We start from the raw sequence: 15,821 nt of genomic DNA on the forward strand, positions 1-15,821 counted from the left end.
TCGTGGCAAGAGCGATCCAATTGAATCGGGGGTCACTGTTCCCTGAGCAGCCGGTCGAATTGCTCGGCCGGCATGGGCTTGGCGAACAGGTAGCCCTGGCCGTAGTCGCAGCCGGCCTCGGCCAGCAAAGCGCGCTGTTCGGGCGTTTCGACGCCCTCGGCGATCACCTGCAGGCCCAGCTTGTGGGCCATGACGATGATGGCTTCCGACAAGGCCATGTCGCTCGACTCGGGCGCCAGGTTGCGGGTGAAGCTGCGGTCGATCTTCAGGTAGTCGATATCGAACTTCTTCAGGTAGGACAGCGAGGAATAACCGGTGCCGAAGTCGTCCAGCGCCACCTGGATGCCGCCGTCGCGCAGCTGCAGCAGCTTGTCCGTGACGCTGCTGCTGGCGTCGAGCAGCAGGCCCTCGGTGATCTCGATCACCACCGACTGGCCCGGCAGGCCCAGTTCGTCCAGCAGCGCCAGCCAGGCCTCGTAGCCGCCCTCGCGCTGGAATTCCAGCGGCGACTGGTTGACGCTGACCTGGAAGGCGGGATCGACCTCCTTGCGCCAGCGCTGGATCCAGCGCGCCGACTGCTGGAACACCCAGGCGCCGATCTCGACGATGAGCCCGCTGGCCTCTGCCAGCGGTATGAATTCGAGCGGGCTGACCAGGCCGCGCTGCGGATGGCGCCAGCGTATCAGCGCCTCGGCCTTGTGGATGCGGCCGCTCTTCAGGTGCACGATGGGCTGGAAATACAGCTCCAGCTGGTTGCCCTTGACGGCGCCGCGCAGGTCGTTGGTCAGGCGCATGCGGTTCAGCGCGGCCACCTGCAGCGCCGGCGTGAAGTAGCTGAAACGGTTGCGCCCGGCGCCCTTGGCCGCGTACATGGCCTGGTCGGCGTGCTTGAGCAGGTCTTCGATGGAGCCGGCGTCGTCCGGGTACAAGGTGATGCCGATGCTGGCCGACACGAAAGCCTGCTCCTGCCCCAGGGGGAAGGGCGCCAGCAGGCTGTCGAGGATGTTCTGGGCGATGCTCTCGACGCGGCCGATCTCGGCCAGCTCGCCGAGTATCACGGTGAATTCGTCGCCGCCCAGCCGCGCCACCGTGTCGGATTCGCGCACGCAGGCGCCGATGCGGCGCGCCGCGTCGATCAGCAGGATGTCGCCCTGGTGGTGGCCCAGCGTGTCGTTGACTTCCTTGAAGTGGTCCAGGTCGATGAACAGGATGGCGATGCGGGTGCCGTCGCGCCGGCTCTTGACGATGGCCTGCTCGAGCCGGTTGAGGAACATGCGCCGGTTCGGCAGCTGGGTCAGCGGGTCGAAATTGGCTTGCTGCCAGATCAGCGCCTCGGTCTGCTTCTTGTCGGTGATGTCCTCGATCATGCACAGGTGGTGCGGCTGGGGCGCGTCGAGCGCGGTGATCGACGCGTCCACCCACACCACCGAGCCGTCCGGCCGCAGCAGCCGCTTGGCCAGCTTGAAGCCGGCGATGCGGCCCGCCTGCAGCTGCCCCACCTGGTCCTGCTCGGCTTCCACGTCGTCCGGATGGCTGATGTCGCGCCAGCTGCTGGCCTTCATCTCCTCCAGCGTGCGGCCGGCGATCTGCAGGTAGCGCGGGTTGATGTCGCGGAACTGGCCGCTGACGGTGTCGATCAGCGCGATCCCCATCGGCGCCGCCTCGAACATGGTGCGGAAGCGCGCCTCGCCCAGGCGTATCGCTTCCCTGGCGCGCCGGCGCTCGCGCGTGAGCAGGGCGAAGTGCACGGCGGCGCCCAGCACCAGCAGCACGCTGGCCGCCGCCAGCACGCGGTACAGCCAGCCGCGCGCGCGGCTGCCGTCGGGCTGGTACAGGAAACCGTCGAAGCTGGCGCCGCGCGGCAGCATGCCGAGGTCGGTGTAGATGTCGGCGATGTGCTGCCAGCGCTCCGGGTTCATATAGCCGATTTCCACCAGCACCGGCTGCACCAGCGGTACCATGGCGCGCGCCTCGTACAGCAGGTGGCGGCGGTCGTGCCGGCGGGTGTATTTGTTCAGGATCAGGTCGGCGACCTCCTCCTGGTGGCTCATCGCGTAGACCCAGCCGCGCATGCTGGCGGCGCGGAAGGCGCGCACGCGCTCCGGGTGGTCCTTGAGCTCGCGTTCGCTGGTAAACAGGTTGTCGCCGTAGAAGTCGATGCCGGCGTTGCGCGGGCTGTAGATATCGTAGGGGAAGCCGGCCCGGTCCATCAGGTCCGGCTCGTTGGTGACGTAGACGGACATGGCGTCCACCTTGCCCGTGATCAGGTCGTCCGGATTGTAGCTGTGCTCGACCCGCTGCAGGCTGGACGGCGCGATGCCCTCCTTGCGCAGGTAGGCCATGACCTCGTCGGTGCGGGACAGCGCGCCGCTGGCCGGCCCCACCATCACCCGCTTGCCGGCGATGCGGTGCACGTCCGGCGCGGCGCTGGTCTGCTTCATGGCAAGCGCGTAGGGCGAATGCTGGAACACCACGCCCAGCACCACCAGCGGCTTGCCGGCCATGTGCGCCAGCAGCAGCGTGCTGTCGCCGACGCCGTACTCGGCCTTGCCGGCCAGCACGCTGCGCTCCGGTTCGTTGCCGTCGTGCCCCTCCAGGATGCGCACGTCCAGCCCGGCTTCGCGGTAATAGCCTTTTTCCAGCGCCGCGTAGTAGCCGGCGAACTGGAACTGGTGGGTGTGCTTGAGCTGCAGCGCCACCGCCTCCTGCGCCAGCGCGGCCGGCGGCACGGCGCACGCCGCCAGCAGCCATAGGGCCAGGCTCAGTAGGCGGCGCGGCGAAATGGCGGCTCCCTGGGTTCGGGCGGTTACTGCACCAGCAGAACCGGCACCTTCTGGTCCGTGTTCTGGCCGTTGCCCAGTTGGCCGTCGGTGTTCGCGCCCCAGGTCCACAGCGAATTGTCGACCATCATGCCGACCGTATGCAGCTCGCCGGCCGCGATCGCGGTCCAGCCGGTGGCCGTGCCGATCTGCACCGGCGCGAGCTGGTTGAGCAGGCTGTCGTTGCCGACCTGGCCGTTGCCGTTCGCGCCCCAGGCCCACAGCGTGCCGTCGGTGCGGATCGCCACCGTATGGCCCAGGCCGGTCGAGACGGCGGTCCAGTTGTTGGCCGTGCCGGCCAGCACGACCTGCTGCGGCGCATTGGCGTTGATGACGGTGTTCAGGCCCAGTTGGCCGCTGGCGTTGTCGCCCCAGGTCCACAGCGTGGCGTCGCTGCGGATGGCGGCCGAGTGGCCGCCGCCGGCCGCCACGCTGGCCCACACCGCCGTGCCGACGCGCACGGGCGCCGTGTTGCTGACGGTGCCGCCGGTGCCGAGCTGGCCCGTGGCGTTGCCGCCCCAGGCCATCAGGGCGCCGTCGCTGCGGCGCGCCAGCGAGTGGGTGTCGCCCGCCGCTGCCGACGTATAGGTATCGGTCAGCACGCCCGCGCGCACCGGCGCCAGGCGGTCGATGGTGGTGGTATCGCCCAGCTGCCCGGCGGCGTTGCGGCCCCAGGTCCACAGCAAGCCCTTGTCGTCGATGCCGATGCTGTGCGACTTGCCGGCCGCGACATACAGCCACTTCGCGGTGCCGATCTTGGTCGGCACCAGGCGGTTGGTCTGCGTGCCGTCGCCCAGCTGGCCGTTCTGGTTGAAGCCCCAGGCCCATAGCGTACCGTCGGCGCGCAGCGCCAGGGTGTGGAATCCGCCCGTCGCGACCTGCTTCCAGGTGGTGTTGGCGCCAGCCACCACCACCGGCTGGTTGCGCGCGATGGTGGAGTTGTCGCCCAGCTGGCCGTACAGGTTGTTGCCGAAGGCGTACAGGTTGCCATCCTGGTGGCGCGCCACATTGTATTTGCCGCCGGCGGCCACACCCGCCCACTGGCCCTTGACCGTGATGCCGGTGCTGGCGCTGACCGTGCCGACGGTGGCCGTCACGGTGTCGCTGCCGATGCCCTTGCCCGTCACCAGGCCGGTGTCCGCCGCCACCGCAGCCACCGTGCCCTTGGCACTCCAAGTGACGCCGGTGGTGATGGCGCTGCTCTTGCCGTCCGAATAGGTGCCGGTGGCAAGCATTTGCTGCTTGGCGCCCGCGAAAATGGTCGGATTGGCGGGCGTGACCGTGATCGAGGTCAGCGTTGCCGTTGGCGTGGTCGGGGTCGCGGGAGTGCTGCCGCCGCCGCCGCCGCCGCAGGCGGCCATCAGCGCCAGCACGGGCACCATGAAGAGGGTTTTCAGGCTCAGGGTGTTTTTCATTGTCATCCAGTCGGTATCGCGCACGCAAGGCGCGAGTCAGCCGCCAGTGTAGCCGCATCCCGCGCCCCGCGATCAAGGGAGGTGGGCTGAATTATCCATGCTATTGGGGAAAATGAGGGGAGAAAACAACAACAGCGCCCGGGGGCGCTGTTGCGGGCACAGCGCGAACGCTGCTGTTGCTGACTAAGGCTTACTTCCGGCCGCGCGGCGGGGCGGCGGGACGGCCGCCCTTGGCCGGGGCGGCCGCAGGCTTGGCCTTCACCTTGATCGTGTCCAGGATGGACGCGCGCACCTTGGTGTCCACGCTTTCGCGCGCGGTCAGCGAACCGGTCAGCGCGTTGGCGCGGCCGCCGCGGCCGGCCGCCGCCGGCGCCGCCACCACGGCGCGCGCGCCGCGCACGCCCGGCACGGTGCCGGTGGCGCGCGGCTTGGCGCCCGGTGCCGCCATCGGCATGGCGCGCTTGCCCTCCGGCGCCGCCTTCAGGTTTTCCTCGCCCGCCGTCCACGACGGAATCAGGTGCTTCTCGCCGTTGCCGATCAGGTCGCCGCGCCCCATCTTCACCAGCGCCTCGCGCAGGATGGGCCAGTTCTCCGGGTCGTAATAACGCAGGAAGGCCTTGTGCGCCTTGCGCACCTTGCCGCTGCGCGCGGTCTCCACCACCTCCGAATCGGCCGTCACCTTCTTCAGCGGGTTCTTGCGCGAGTGGTACATGGTGGTCGCCATCGCCATCGGGGTCGGCATGAAGGTCTGCACCTGGTCCAGCTTGAAGTTGTTCTTCTTCAGCCACAGCGCCAGGTTCAGCATGTCCTCGTCGGTGGTGCCGGGGTGGGCCGCGATGAAGTAGGGGATCAGGTACTGCTTCTTGCCCGCCTCCAGCGAAAACTTCTCGAACATGGCCTTGAACTCGTCGTAGGCGCCGATGCCGGGCTTCATCATCTTGGAGAGCACGTTCGACTCAGTGTGCTCGGGCGCGATCTTCAGCAGGCCGCCGACGTGGTGGGTCACCAGTTCCTTGACGTATTCGGGCGAACGCACGGCCAGGTCGTAGCGCAGGCCGGAGCCGATCAGGATCTTCTTCACGCCGGGAATGGCGCGCGCCTTGCGGTACAGCTGGATCAGCTTGCTGTGGTCGGTGCCCAGGTTGACGCAGATCGACGGATAGACGCACGACAGGCGGCGGCACGATTCCTCGATCTTCTTGTCCTTGCAGGCCAGGCGGTACATATTCGCGGTCGGGCCGCCCAGGTCCGAGATGGTGCCGGTGAAGCCCTTGGTCTTATCGCGGATGTGCTCGATCTCGCGCAGGATGGACGGCTCGGAGCGGCTCTGGATGATGCGGCCTTCGTGCTCGGTGATCGAGCAGAAGGTGCAGCCGCCGAAGCAGCCGCGCATGATGTTGACCGAGAAACGTATCATTTCCCAGGCCGGGATATGGGCCTTGCCGTAGCTCGGGTGCGGCGCGCGGGCGTAGTTCATGTCGTACACGCCGTCCATCTCGTCCATCGCCAGCGGCAGCGGCGGCGGGTTGATCCACACGTCGCGCTCGCCGTGCGCCTGCACCATGGCGCGCGCGTTGCCGGGATTCGATTCCAGGTGGAACACGCGCGAGGCGTGGGCATACATCACCGGGTCGTCCTTGACGGTCTCGTAGGCCGGCAGGCGCACGACGGTGCGCATGTGCTGCTCGCGCAGCATCTGCTGGCGCTCCTCGCGCGTCATGATGCGGATCGGTTTCACCACTTCCGGCGCGGTGGCCGCGTTATCGGTGGCGCAGGCGCTCTTGTCTTCCTTGGCCATGGCGTACGGGTCCGGATGCACGTCCACCTTGCCCGGCACGTCGACGCGGGTGCTGTTCTGCACGCCCCAGTCCTCGCCCGGCAGCCAGCCGGCCGGCACCATGAAGGCGGTGCCGCGCAAGTCCTTGATGTTCTTGATGTCCTCGCCCGCGTTGAGGCGGTGGGTCAGGTCGACCAGCGCGCGCTCGGCATTGCCGAAGATCAGCAGGTCGGCCTTCGAGTCCGGCAGCACCGAGCGGCGCACCTTGTCGGACCAGTAGTCGTAATGCGCGATGCGGCGCAGCGAGGCCTCGATGCTGCCGATGACCACCGGCACGTCCGAATAGGCCTCGCGCGCGCGCTGCGAATAGACGGTGACGGCACGGTCGGGGCGCTTGTTCGGCTCGGCGTTCGCGGTATAGGCGTCGTCCGAGCGGATCTTGCGGTCCGAGGTGTAGCGGTTGACCATGGAATCCATATTGCCGGCGGTGATGCCGAAATACAGGCGCGGCTTGCCCAGCGCGCGGAAGGCGTCGGCCGAGTGCCAGTCCGGCTGGCTGATGATGCCGACCTTGTAGCCCTGCGCTTCGAGCAGGCGGCCGACCAGGGCCATGCCGAAACTCGGATGGTCGATATAGGCGTCGCCAGTGACAAGCACGACGTCGCACTGGTCCCATCCCAGCGCATCCATTTCGGCGCGGGACATGGGCAGGAAAGGCGCGGTGGCAGCGCGCGCAGACCGCTTGGGGACGGTCGCAAAGAGATTGGTGGGGGTCATAGGGACGCGATTGTACCGGAAATGCGCCGCCCCTGCTCAAGCGATAGGCACAATCAATTGGAAATTCTTTTTATTTTCAATAACTTGTGAAGAACGGGCAAGCATGTCGTCCGTACAAAAAATCACAGGCGACACCCTTGCCTTTGTCATTGCCTTTGTCATTAAGTTTGCTATAACTAAAACAACACCCCAAGGAGATCACTATGCGCCGCCGCCTCTACTTCCTGCTACCCGATGTCCCCAGCGCCCGCGCCATGCTGGACGAAATGCTGCTGGCCCGCATTGAAGAGCGCCACATGAAATTCATGGCCCGCGAAGGCACCCTGCCCGACGACATGCCGGACTGCAGCTTCCTGCAGCGCACGGACCTGATCCACGGCGCGCAGCTGGGCATGGTCATCGGCGGCATTGTCGGCCTGGCGGCCGCCATCTTCCTGACCGTGTTCCCGCCCGACGGCATCACGCTGCGCACGGCGGCCATCCTGCTGGTGGCCCTGGGCGGCGCGATCTTCGGCGGCTGGGCATCCGGCATGAACGCGGCGGCCGTGCCGAACAAGAAACTGGAACAATTCGGGCCCGCCATCGAGCAGGGCAAGGTATTGATGATCGTGGACGTGCCGCCCCGGCGCGTGCTTGAGATCGAGGAGATGATCGCCAAGCGGCATCCCGAAATCAGCTTTGGCGGTATTGAACCGCCCATGCTGGCGTTTCCGTAACGCCGGCTGCCCGGGAGCCGGCCTTAGCGAGGCTGGCGGCCCCGGGTTCGCATGCCAGACCGGGAGCGGTGCCGATGGCGCCGCTCCCGGTTTTTTCGCATGCATGCCGCCTCAGATGCCCATATTGCCCAGGATACGGCCCAGCTCGCGCAGCGCCGGTTCCAGCGTCGGATGCTTGACGGCGAACTTGGCGGAGATTTCCTGCGTGCGCTCGGCCAGGCCGTAGGTGGTGGTGTCCTCGCCGCCCGCGTTCTCCTGCTCGATGCGCCGTTCCAGCAACTGCCGGATGTCGCCGTCCAACTGCTGCAGCAAATCCTGCAATTCCTCGTCCACCGGGCCGGGCGTGCTGGCCAGTTCGCTGTGCAGTGTCTTCAACGATGCCTTCAGATTGCTGTCCATAGTCCCGTCCCCGTAGTTGTCCCTATACCGAATTTATACACCCAATTGCCGCAGCCAGCTATGACCTGGAGTCACGCAACCATTCGGCGTAGGCGCAGGAAGGGAAATCTTCCGCGAAAGCGGCGCGCAAGGTGGTCAGCGAAGGCCAGTCGCGCGACAGGCCGTCGATCTGTTCGACGCTGACGGAATTGACATGGTCCATCATATTGAGTTCGCCCAGCTCGCCCATGGCGAAGATCTCGGCCAACTCTTCCAGCTCGGCCTGGCCCAGCTGGCGCAGCGGGCCGGGCGGCACGCCCAGCACCAGGTCGACCATGTCCTTGAAGGCGCGCAGCTGCACCCCCAGCAGATCGCCCTCGATGGCCAGCACCTCGTCGCCGGCCTGCGCTTCCAGGTAGATGTCGCCGGCGCGCGGCGGCACGCCGATATCGATGACCCAGCCCTCGCCGGCCAGCGGCAAGCTGCCCGAGGCGGATGCCCGTTCGCGGAATTCCGGCGCGTTGCGCACGGCCAGGCTCAGGCGCAGCAGATTGGCGTCGAGCGGATCCGGCCCCAGTTCCCAGCCCAGGTCCGGGTATTCCTCCAGCGCGCCGCTGATCAAGCCCACGAATTCCTCCTGGCCCACATGGTCCAGCTGATTCATCGCATGCGCCAGCCCGTCAAGCAATTCCCTCATTGCAACCTCCAAATTTTACCCGTCATCCCCCATGATACCTCGACCGCAAAATGGCCCTGACCAGCCAGCCCTGCGGGACTGGCTGGTGTCGTTTACCCGAACAGCTTGTTCGCCGTCTTGGCGATCAGACCGCCCTGGAAGCGGGCGCCGTCCAGCTCGATCTGGCTAGGCTGGCGCTGCCCCTGCCCGCCCGCGATCGTGGTGGCGCCGTAGGGGCTGCCGCCGACTATCTCGTCCAGCGTCATCTGTCCCTGGTAGCTGTACGGCAACCCGACGATCGTCATGCCGAAGTGCATCAGGTTGGTGATGATGGAAAACAGTGTCACTTCCTGTCCGCCGTGCTGTGTGGCGGTGGATGTGAAGGCGCCGCCGACCTTGCCGTTCAGGGCGCCGCTCATCCACAGGCCGCCGGCCTGGTCCAGAAACGCGGCCATCTGCGAGGGCATGCGTCCGAAGCGGGTCGGCGCGCCGACGATGATGGCGTCGTAGTTGGCCAGCTCGGCCACGGTAGCCACCGGCGCGCCCTGCTGCAGTTTGAAATGCGACTTCGTGGCGACCTCATCGGGAACGGTTTCCGGCACGCGCTTGATGTCCACCGTCGCTCCTTCCGCCCGCGCGCCCTCCGCCATCGCTCCCGCCATGGTTTCAATGTGGCCGTACGACGAGTAATACAGAACAAGTACCTTCGACATAGCTTTCTCCATTTAAATGACTAATCGGACACGCGCCAGCGAGGCGTGCGTCGTTAGCATAAAGCCATTCGAAAAAGCCTGCGCGCGACTCGGCCATGCAAGCCTGTAAGCCGCTGCCGGCGGCGCTGCCACGCGGGCTGAGACTACTTCGCGAGCGCGGCCTCGATGCGGCGGTCGGGTATGAACCACCATACCGCGACCAGCACGTACAGGCCCACGCTGAGCAAGGGGTGCAGCGCCGCCGCGGCGATGCCCAGCACATAGACGCCGAGGGAGACCCAGACCTTATGGTCCTTGCCGACGGCCCGCGCCAATGGCGAGTTGGGGCCGTGCAGCTTGATCAGCACGTGCTCCAGCCACACGTAGGCCAGCGAACTCATGGCCAGCACCACGCCATAAATGGCGGCCGGCAGCGCGGCGAAGCGGTTCTCGCCCATCCAGCCGGTAACGAAGGGGATCAGCGAAAGCCAGAACAGCAGGTGCAGATTGGCCCACAGCACGCCGCCGCTGACCTTGCTCACGGTGTGCATCATGTGGTGATGGTTGTTCCAATATATCCCGACGTAGACGAAGCTCAGCACATAGCTCAGCAGCACCGACGCCAGCGGCAGCAAGGCGTCCCATGTCGCACCGTGCGGCACCTTCAGTTCCAGCACCATGATGGTGATGATGATGGCGATCACGCCATCGCTGAATGCCTCGAGTCGGCCTTTCCCCATCTTTCCTATTCTCCTAGTAAGTAATTCAACAGGCTTGCTTCTACCTGTTCGGTGGCGTCACCCTGAAGGCTTCCACGCCCCCTTGTACTGTGGTGCGCTGCCTCTGCCAGTATGCCGGTTCGTGTAGAATTCCCCAACCACCCCAAGGAAGCGTTGCGCAATGAGTTTTCAGGCATTACACGGTATTACTTTAGAATCGGTACTGACCCGGCTGGTTTCACATTACGGCTGGGGCGGGCTTGCCAGCCGAATCGACATCAACTGTTTCATCAAGGAGCCGAGCATCAAGTCGAGCCTGAAATTCCTGCGCCGGACCCCATGGGCGCGGGATCAGGTCGAACGGCTATACCTCGAGACCAAGTTCCACGATTAGAGAGCATGCCTTCCGATACCCGCAGTGCCAACAACTCAAGCTCGGACCAGGTTCTGATTGCCAATGTATCGCCAGCGCTCAGCATGAACTGCTCTGCTGCTGCGCTACCAGGCCCGGGCGTTAAATACGCGACCAGTACGCCGATGTCGACGTAACGCATCAGTAACGGTCGCTGTCCCGCGGTTTCCGCACGAATTCACCAGCCGGTTCGCTTTGATGTGGCAGCCTTGCGCGCAGCTCGGCCAGGCCGGGCATTTGCTGGCGAGGCGGAGCACTACGCACCAGGCGCACGACCGCCTGGCCTCTTTTGGTGATGGTGACGTCCTCACCCGCTTCGACCATTGCCACCAGGCGGCTCAATTGCGCCTTGGCTTCGGCCAAGGAACTGTGTGCATGATGCACCTCATCACTATCCAGATGCTCGTTCATCATAACAAAAAAAATCACGCGGATCGAACTGGCCTTTCGGGAGATCCCGTTTAGCCAAACGGCCGCACGCCGATCAGCATGCCGTGCAGCCAGAACGCGAACGCGGCCCAGGCCGCCAGCCCGACCGCCACGGTGATGGCGGTGCCGGAGGCCGTGCCGGGCGGGTAGACCGTGCCGCTGGCGCGGTCGCGCCGGCGCGCGGAAGCGAAGTCCACGATGGCCCACACCAGGAAGCCGCCGAACAGCAGCACGTCGGCCAGGGTGCCGTTGGCCAGCAGATGCGCCAGCGCCCAACTCTTCACACCCAGCAGCATGGGATGGTGCAGCCTGGCCTTGATGCCGTTGCGCGGCACGTAGGCGGCCGTGATGAAGACGAAAGCGATGGCCGTCAGCAGCGCGGCCAGGTGGCGCATGGCCGCCGGCGGCGTCCACAGCACGACGGGCGCCTGGCGCGCCTGGCCGTAACCCCAGACCAGCAGCGCGAAGCCGGCCAGCGCCACCAGCGAATACAAGCCCTTCCAGCCATTTTCACCCAGCCGCGCAAGCATCGCGCCGCGCCATGGGTCGGCGACGATGCGCACCGAATGCACGCCCAGGAAAATCAGCAAACCCAGCACCAGAATAGTCATCGCGCATCCCTATTAATGAAAGTTAATGAAAACTTGACGATAACGCAAAATAGCCAAGCCGGCACCTGATTTGATGTCGACCTGGCATCAAATCGCGTGCTACGATGCTTGCATGCCTAGCTCACTCAAGCACTCATACGACGCCATCGTCGTTGGCAGCGGCCCCGGCGGCGCCAGCGTGGCGCGCGCCATGGCCGCGCGCGGCCTGCGCGTGCTGGTGCTGGAGCAAGGCAGCGCCGCGCCGCTCAAGGGCACGCTGGGCCAGATGGCGGCCATCGCCGCCGTGCCCGGCAAGGGCGCCTTCTTCCACGGCGACGCGTCGCTGCTGGTGCGCGGCCTGGTGGCCGGCGGCAGTTCGGCCATCAATTTCGCGACGGCGGCGCCGCCGCCCGCAGCCATGTTCGCCGCCCACGGCATCGACCTGGAACCGCAACTGGCGGCGCTGCGCGCGGAGCTCCCGATGGCGCCGCTGCCGGACGCGCTGGTCGGCCCGATGGCGGCCCGCATCATGCAGGCGGCCTTGTCGCTCGGGCTGGACTGGCACAAACTCGACAAGATGATACGTCCGCAGATCTGCCGCGCCGGCTGCTGGCGCTGCGTCTACGGCTGCCCCTACGGCGCGAAATGGACGGCGCGCGATTTCCTCGACGAGGCTTGCGCCCACGGCGCGCATCTGGTGGACAACGCGCCAGTCACGCGCGTGCTGGTGCTGGGCGGGCGCGCGGCCGGGGTGGAAGTGCAGATCGACGGCGTCTCGACGGCTGTGCTGGCCGACACCGTGGTGCTGGCCGCCGGCGGCATCGGCAGCCCGCGCCTGCTGCACGGCTCCGGCCTGGCGCCGCGCGTCTCGCCCTTTTTCAGCGATCCCGTGATCGCGGTGATGGGCAGCGTGGACGATGTGGACGGCGGCGCCGAGGTGCCGATGGCGGCGGGACTGAACTTGCACGCGGAGGGCATCGCGCTGGCCGACCTGACCTTGCCCAAGCCGATGTACCAGGCCTTCGCGCTGCAGGTGGGCCGCTTCGGCCGCCTGTCGGCGCACCGCCGCACGCTCAGCATCATGGTGAAGATCCGCGACGAGATCGGCGGCGCGATCGGGCCGCACTGGGTCGACAAGCGGCTGCGGGACGCCGACCGCGCCAAGCTGAAGCAAGGCGTGGCCATGGCGCACGGCATCCTCGCGGCGGCCGGCGCCAAACACGTGTTCCAGAGCTGGCATTTCGCCGCGCACCCGGGCGGCAGCGTCCGGGTAGGGGAAGGCGTAGATGGCGATTTGCAGACGCCGACGGGCGGCCTGTATGTGTGCGACGCGTCGGTGATACCGGGCCCGTGGGGCCTGCCGCCCACGCTCACGCTGCTGTGCCTGGGCCAGCGCCTGGGCGAGCACCTGGCGGGCAGCGCGGCCAGCCAGCGCCAGCAGCGCATGCCGATGTTTATTGCCGCGTCCGGCCCGCCGGTCAGTAGTGCGGCGGACGCTCGTTGACCGCACCCTGCCCGCCTTGCGGATTGTCGCGGATGTGCTGCGCCAGCGCGGCCAGCCGCTGCTCCAGCTTGTCGATCTGCTTCTGCTGCTCGTAGACGCGCTGGTTCAGTTCGTCCACCATGTCTTCCAGGTGGGCGACCTTGATCTCGATGGTGATGAAGCGCTCTTCGTTGCTGTTGTCGTTGCTCACTGCGTGCTCCCGGCGGTAAAGGCGGCATTGTACTCCCGCCCCCGCTGCGTCGCGGTCACGGCTTGGGCACGTCCTGCTTGTTGCCGGCCAACAGCTCCTTCATGCGTGCCAGGCGTTCGCGCGGCGTGATGATCTCCGATTCCTTGGGCACGGCGTCGCCCACGTCGAGCTCCATCTCCTTGATGAAGCGCGACTGGTCGCAATGCACCTGCTCGCCGGCACGCTTGCGCTTCTTGCACCAGGTGATCTGCAAGGTGCGCTTGGCGCGCGTGATGCCGACGTACATCAGGCGCCGCTCTTCCTCGATGCGCTGCGCCAGCGTTTCGACGGGCGCGTCCGGATCGCCCTTGTGCGGCAGGATGCCCTCTTCGCACCCGACCAGGAACACGTGCGGATACTCCAGCCCCTTGGACGCGTGCAGGGTGGACATGCGGATCGCGTCGGGCTCCTCGTCCTTGCCTTCCAGCATGGTCATCAAGGCCACCATCTGGGTCAGCTCCAGCACGTTCTTTTCCTCGCCTTCGCGGTCCTTGCCGCCGCGGCCTCGGTCCTTCAGCCAGTTGACGAATTCGGTCACGTTCTGGAACTTGCTCTGTGCCGGGCGCTCCTCGAAGCTGTCGTACAGGTAGGATTCGTAGTGGATCGCTTCCATCAGGTCGTCCAGCACCTGGGCGGCGTTGTCGCCGCTGCCGGACGGGCCGGGACGGCTGGCGCGCGCCTCCAGGTTGTTGATGAAGTTGCAGAACTCGCGCAGCGGCAGCAACTGGCGGTCGGGCAGCTTGGCTTCGATGCCGCCCTTGAACACGGCCTCGAACAGCGAGCACTGCCACTGGCCGGAAAACGCGCCCAGCACTTCCAGCGTGGACTGGCCTATGCCCCGGCGCGGCGTGGTGACGGCGCGGATGAAGGCGGGGTCGTCGTCCGGGTTGGCCAGCAGGCGCAGGTAGGCGATGATGTCCTTGATCTCGGCCTTGTCGAAGAAGCTCTGGCCGCCCGAGATCGTGTAAGGGATGCGCTGGTTGCGCAGCGCCTGCTCGATGATGCGGGCCTGGTGGTTGCCGCGATACAGAATCGCGTAATCGGTCCACTGGTTCTTGCGCTCGAAATGGTCGGCCGAAATCATGATGGCGACCTGCTCGGCCTCCTGCTCGTCGTTGGGCATCGCGTGCACCTTGATCGGCTCGCCCAGGCCGTGCTCGGACCACAGCTTCTTCTCGAACAGCTTGGGGTTGTTGCCGATGACGGCGTTGGCCGCCTGCAGGATGCGCGTGGTGGAGCGGTAGTTCTGCTCCAGCTTGATCAGCCTCAGGTCCGGGAAGTCCACCTTCAGGTTGGACAGGTTCTCGACCGTGGCGCCGCGCCAGGCGTAGATCGCCTGGTCGTCGTCGCCCACGGCGGTGAACATGGGCTTCTTGCCGATGCCGGTCACCATCAGTTTCACCAGTTCGTACTGGCAGGTGTTGGTGTCCTGGTATTCGTCCACCAGCAGGTAGCGCAGGCGGCGCTGCCATTTGTCGCGCACGGCGCCGTTGTCGCGGAACAGCTCGACCGGCAGGCGTATCAGGTCGTCGAAATCGACCGCCTGGTAGGCCGACAGGGTCGACACATAGCTGGCGTAGATGCGCGCCGATTGCGCCTCGTCCTCGGTGGTGGCGTTGCACAGCGCCAGCTCGGGCTCGACCAGGCCGTTTTTCCACAGCGAAATATCGTTCTGGATGCCGCGGATGATCTGCTTGTCGGTGGTGATGGCCAGGTCCTGCACCAGGGAATAGCAGTCGTCGCTGTCCATGATGGAGAAGCGGTCCTTCAAGCCCAGGTGGTTCGCTTCCTGGCGCAGGATTTTCACGCCCAGCGAGTGGAAGGTGGACACCGTCAGCTGCTTGGCCTGGCGCGGCTGCTTGAGCAGCTTGGCGACCCGCTCCTGCATCTCCAGCGCGGCCTTGTTGGTGAAGGTCAGCGCGGCGATGGTGCGCGGGTCGTAGCCCCGGTCCTCGACCAGATGGGTGATTTTCTGCGTGATGACGCGGGTTTTCCCCGAGCCCGCGCCGGCCAGCACCAGGCAGGGGCCGTCCAGGTAGAGCACGGCTTCACTTTGCGGGGCGTTGAGACCGAACTGTGGTGCGTTAGACATGGTTTCCAGGCGGGAGGGGCGAAACAAGCCGCTTATTGTAGCAGCGCAAGCATTGGTATTTCAGGATGGGGGAGAATATAGTGTCAGCCAACTCTTCCCTTTTAGGCAGCATCATGAAATTTGAACATCTGATCGAAATCAACGATCCACTCAACCCGCTGATCGACGAACTCAGCCATGAACAACTGTGGCGCGGCTTGGTGCTGCGCGCCGAATCGCCCATGCTGTTCGTGCCCCACCTGGATGAATGCCAGATCGACGACCGCCGCGAAACCAGCTTCAAGCGGCGCCTGCGCTACGGGGAGCTGGTGATCGCCGACAAGGTGCTGCTGGAGCCGATGCGCCGGGTGCGCTACGAAGTTGCTCCACAGCAGGACATCAGCGCGTCCAGCCTGACCATGACCATCGAAACGCCGCAGCCCGGCACGCTGTGGGTGCGTTTCGAATACGACGACGGCCACGACGCGCAGACCGACCAGGCCAACGCCATGTATGACGAATTCCGCAAATCGGCCTACCAGGAGTCGGACATCGACACCATCCGCGTGCTGCGCGATCTGGCCGAACAGGGCCGGCTCGATTCCTTGCTGAATTAA

15 protein-coding genes are annotated in these 15,821 nt (G+C 66.0%); 4 read left to right on the top strand and 11 right to left on the bottom strand.

Annotated elements, in window-relative coordinates:
• Positions 1-32 precede the first annotated feature (32 nt).
• From ACSQ8Y_RS23565 to ACSQ8Y_RS23575, 3 genes are all read right to left on the bottom strand, one after another.
• Positions 33-2,729 carry an EAL domain-containing protein gene (locus tag ACSQ8Y_RS23565; RefSeq protein WP_436268835.1) on the bottom strand — a complete coding sequence of 899 codons (2,697 nt, stop codon included), beginning with the start codon at positions 2,727-2,729 and terminating at the stop codon, positions 33-35.
• A gap of 77 nt (positions 2,730-2,806) precedes the next feature.
• Complete coding sequence (locus ACSQ8Y_RS23570; protein ID WP_436268836.1) at positions 2,807-4,234, bottom strand: Ig-like domain-containing protein; 1,428 nt, start codon at positions 4,232-4,234, stop codon at positions 2,807-2,809.
• Positions 4,235-4,424: 190 nt separating this feature from the next.
• Complete coding sequence (locus tag ACSQ8Y_RS23575; protein ID WP_436269898.1) at positions 4,425-6,716, bottom strand: YgiQ family radical SAM protein; 2,292 nt, start codon at positions 6,714-6,716, stop codon at positions 4,425-4,427.
• Between the two features lie 275 nt (positions 6,717-6,991).
• Between ACSQ8Y_RS23575 and ACSQ8Y_RS23580 the strand changes: the two genes are divergently transcribed.
• Positions 6,992-7,504: a DUF1269 domain-containing protein gene (locus ACSQ8Y_RS23580; RefSeq protein ID WP_436268837.1), complete on the top strand. Its 513-nt coding sequence runs from the start codon at positions 6,992-6,994 to the stop codon at positions 7,502-7,504.
• Positions 7,505-7,615: 111 nt separating this feature from the next.
• Here the strand turns inward: ACSQ8Y_RS23580 and ACSQ8Y_RS23585 are convergent, their stop codons facing one another.
• From ACSQ8Y_RS23585 to ACSQ8Y_RS23600, 4 genes are all read right to left on the bottom strand, one after another.
• Positions 7,616-7,903: a DUF4404 family protein gene (locus tag ACSQ8Y_RS23585; protein WP_436268838.1), complete on the bottom strand. Its 288-nt coding sequence runs from the start codon at positions 7,901-7,903 to the stop codon at positions 7,616-7,618.
• Between the two features lie 58 nt (positions 7,904-7,961).
• Positions 7,962-8,579: a hypothetical protein gene (locus tag ACSQ8Y_RS23590; protein WP_436268839.1), complete on the bottom strand. Its 618-nt coding sequence runs from the start codon at positions 8,577-8,579 to the stop codon at positions 7,962-7,964.
• A gap of 92 nt (positions 8,580-8,671) precedes the next feature.
• Positions 8,672-9,271: an NAD(P)H:quinone oxidoreductase gene (wrbA, locus tag ACSQ8Y_RS23595; RefSeq protein ID WP_436268840.1), complete on the bottom strand. Its 600-nt coding sequence runs from the start codon at positions 9,269-9,271 to the stop codon at positions 8,672-8,674.
• A 143-nt stretch (positions 9,272-9,414) separates the two neighbouring features.
• Complete coding sequence (locus tag ACSQ8Y_RS23600) at positions 9,415-9,990, bottom strand: TMEM175 family protein (protein WP_436268841.1); 576 nt, start codon at positions 9,988-9,990, stop codon at positions 9,415-9,417.
• A gap of 160 nt (positions 9,991-10,150) precedes the next feature.
• Here ACSQ8Y_RS23600 and ACSQ8Y_RS23605 point away from each other — a divergent pair, with 160 nt between their 5' ends.
• Positions 10,151-10,363 carry a VF530 family DNA-binding protein gene (locus ACSQ8Y_RS23605; RefSeq protein ID WP_436268842.1) on the top strand — a complete coding sequence of 71 codons (213 nt, stop codon included), beginning with the start codon at positions 10,151-10,153 and terminating at the stop codon, positions 10,361-10,363.
• A gap of 159 nt (positions 10,364-10,522) precedes the next feature.
• Here ACSQ8Y_RS23605 and ACSQ8Y_RS23610 read toward each other — a convergent pair whose 3' ends face one another.
• Both ACSQ8Y_RS23610 and ACSQ8Y_RS23615 read right to left on the bottom strand, forming a co-directional pair.
• On the bottom strand, positions 10,523-10,795 hold the full coding sequence (locus ACSQ8Y_RS23610) for a type II toxin-antitoxin system Phd/YefM family antitoxin (protein ID WP_436268843.1): 273 nt from the start codon (positions 10,793-10,795) through the stop codon (positions 10,523-10,525).
• A gap of 47 nt (positions 10,796-10,842) precedes the next feature.
• Positions 10,843-11,421, bottom strand: a complete 579-nt coding sequence (locus ACSQ8Y_RS23615) for an NnrU family protein (RefSeq protein ID WP_436268844.1) — start codon at positions 11,419-11,421, stop codon at positions 10,843-10,845.
• Positions 11,422-11,533: 112 nt separating this feature from the next.
• On the opposite strand from ACSQ8Y_RS23615, the gene ACSQ8Y_RS23620 reads away from it, so the two are divergent.
• The gene (locus ACSQ8Y_RS23620) at positions 11,534-12,904 is read left to right on the top strand and encodes a GMC family oxidoreductase N-terminal domain-containing protein (protein ID WP_436268845.1); all 1,371 of its coding nucleotides are present in this window, start codon (positions 11,534-11,536) and stop codon (positions 12,902-12,904) included.
• Here the strand turns inward: ACSQ8Y_RS23620 and ACSQ8Y_RS23625 are convergent.
• Together ACSQ8Y_RS23625 and ACSQ8Y_RS23630 are read right to left on the bottom strand one after the other, a co-directional pair.
• The gene (locus tag ACSQ8Y_RS23625) at positions 12,879-13,094 is read right to left on the bottom strand and encodes a SlyX family protein (protein ID WP_436268846.1); all 216 of its coding nucleotides are present in this window, start codon (positions 13,092-13,094) and stop codon (positions 12,879-12,881) included. The two genes, ACSQ8Y_RS23620 and ACSQ8Y_RS23625, sit on opposite strands and share 26 nt — an antisense overlap.
• Before the next feature lie 55 nt (positions 13,095-13,149).
• Positions 13,150-15,225: a UvrD-helicase domain-containing protein gene (locus tag ACSQ8Y_RS23630; RefSeq protein ID WP_436268847.1), complete on the bottom strand. Its 2,076-nt coding sequence runs from the start codon at positions 15,223-15,225 to the stop codon at positions 13,150-13,152.
• Positions 15,226-15,338: 113 nt separating this feature from the next.
• Here ACSQ8Y_RS23630 and ACSQ8Y_RS23635 point away from each other — a divergent pair, with 113 nt between their 5' ends.
• Positions 15,339-15,821 (top strand): SRPBCC family protein, encoded by a 483-nt coding sequence (locus ACSQ8Y_RS23635; RefSeq protein WP_436268848.1) that lies wholly within the window; start codon positions 15,339-15,341, stop codon positions 15,819-15,821.

The sequence above is a fragment of the Pseudoduganella sp. LjRoot289 genome, assembly GCF_964252925.1.
In the GTDB taxonomy this organism is placed as follows: domain Bacteria; phylum Pseudomonadota; class Gammaproteobacteria; order Burkholderiales; family Burkholderiaceae_D; genus Rugamonas.

What these genes read in the sequence shown, in the direction of transcription:
- ACSQ8Y_RS23570 (WP_436268836.1), bottom strand. Translation starts at nt 4,234, where the DNA reads ATGAAAAACACCCTGAGCCTGAAAACCCTCTTCATGGTGCCCGTGCTG.
- ACSQ8Y_RS23575 (WP_436269898.1), bottom strand. Translation starts at nt 6,716, where the DNA reads ATGTCCCGCGCCGAAATGGATGCGCTGGGATGGGACCAGTGCGACGTC.
- ACSQ8Y_RS23580 (WP_436268837.1), top strand. Translation starts at nt 6,992, where the DNA reads ATGCGCCGCCGCCTCTACTTCCTGCTACCCGATGTCCCCAGCGCCCGC.
- ACSQ8Y_RS23585 (WP_436268838.1), bottom strand. Translation starts at nt 7,903, where the DNA reads ATGGACAGCAATCTGAAGGCATCGTTGAAGACACTGCACAGCGAACTG.
- ACSQ8Y_RS23590 (WP_436268839.1), bottom strand. Translation starts at nt 8,579, where the DNA reads ATGAGGGAATTGCTTGACGGGCTGGCGCATGCGATGAATCAGCTGGAC.
- wrbA (WP_436268840.1), bottom strand. Translation starts at nt 9,271, where the DNA reads ATGTCGAAGGTACTTGTTCTGTATTACTCGTCGTACGGCCACATTGAA.
- ACSQ8Y_RS23600 (WP_436268841.1), bottom strand. Translation starts at nt 9,990, where the DNA reads ATGGGGAAAGGCCGACTCGAGGCATTCAGCGATGGCGTGATCGCCATC.
- ACSQ8Y_RS23605 (WP_436268842.1), top strand. Translation starts at nt 10,151, where the DNA reads ATGAGTTTTCAGGCATTACACGGTATTACTTTAGAATCGGTACTGACC.
- ACSQ8Y_RS23610 (WP_436268843.1), bottom strand. Translation starts at nt 10,795, where the DNA reads ATGATGAACGAGCATCTGGATAGTGATGAGGTGCATCATGCACACAGT.
- ACSQ8Y_RS23615 (WP_436268844.1), bottom strand. Translation starts at nt 11,421, where the DNA reads ATGACTATTCTGGTGCTGGGTTTGCTGATTTTCCTGGGCGTGCATTCG.
- ACSQ8Y_RS23620 (WP_436268845.1), top strand. Translation starts at nt 11,534, where the DNA reads ATGCCTAGCTCACTCAAGCACTCATACGACGCCATCGTCGTTGGCAGC.
- ACSQ8Y_RS23630 (WP_436268847.1), bottom strand. Translation starts at nt 15,225, where the DNA reads ATGTCTAACGCACCACAGTTCGGTCTCAACGCCCCGCAAAGTGAAGCC.
- ACSQ8Y_RS23635 (WP_436268848.1), top strand. Translation starts at nt 15,339, where the DNA reads ATGAAATTTGAACATCTGATCGAAATCAACGATCCACTCAACCCGCTG.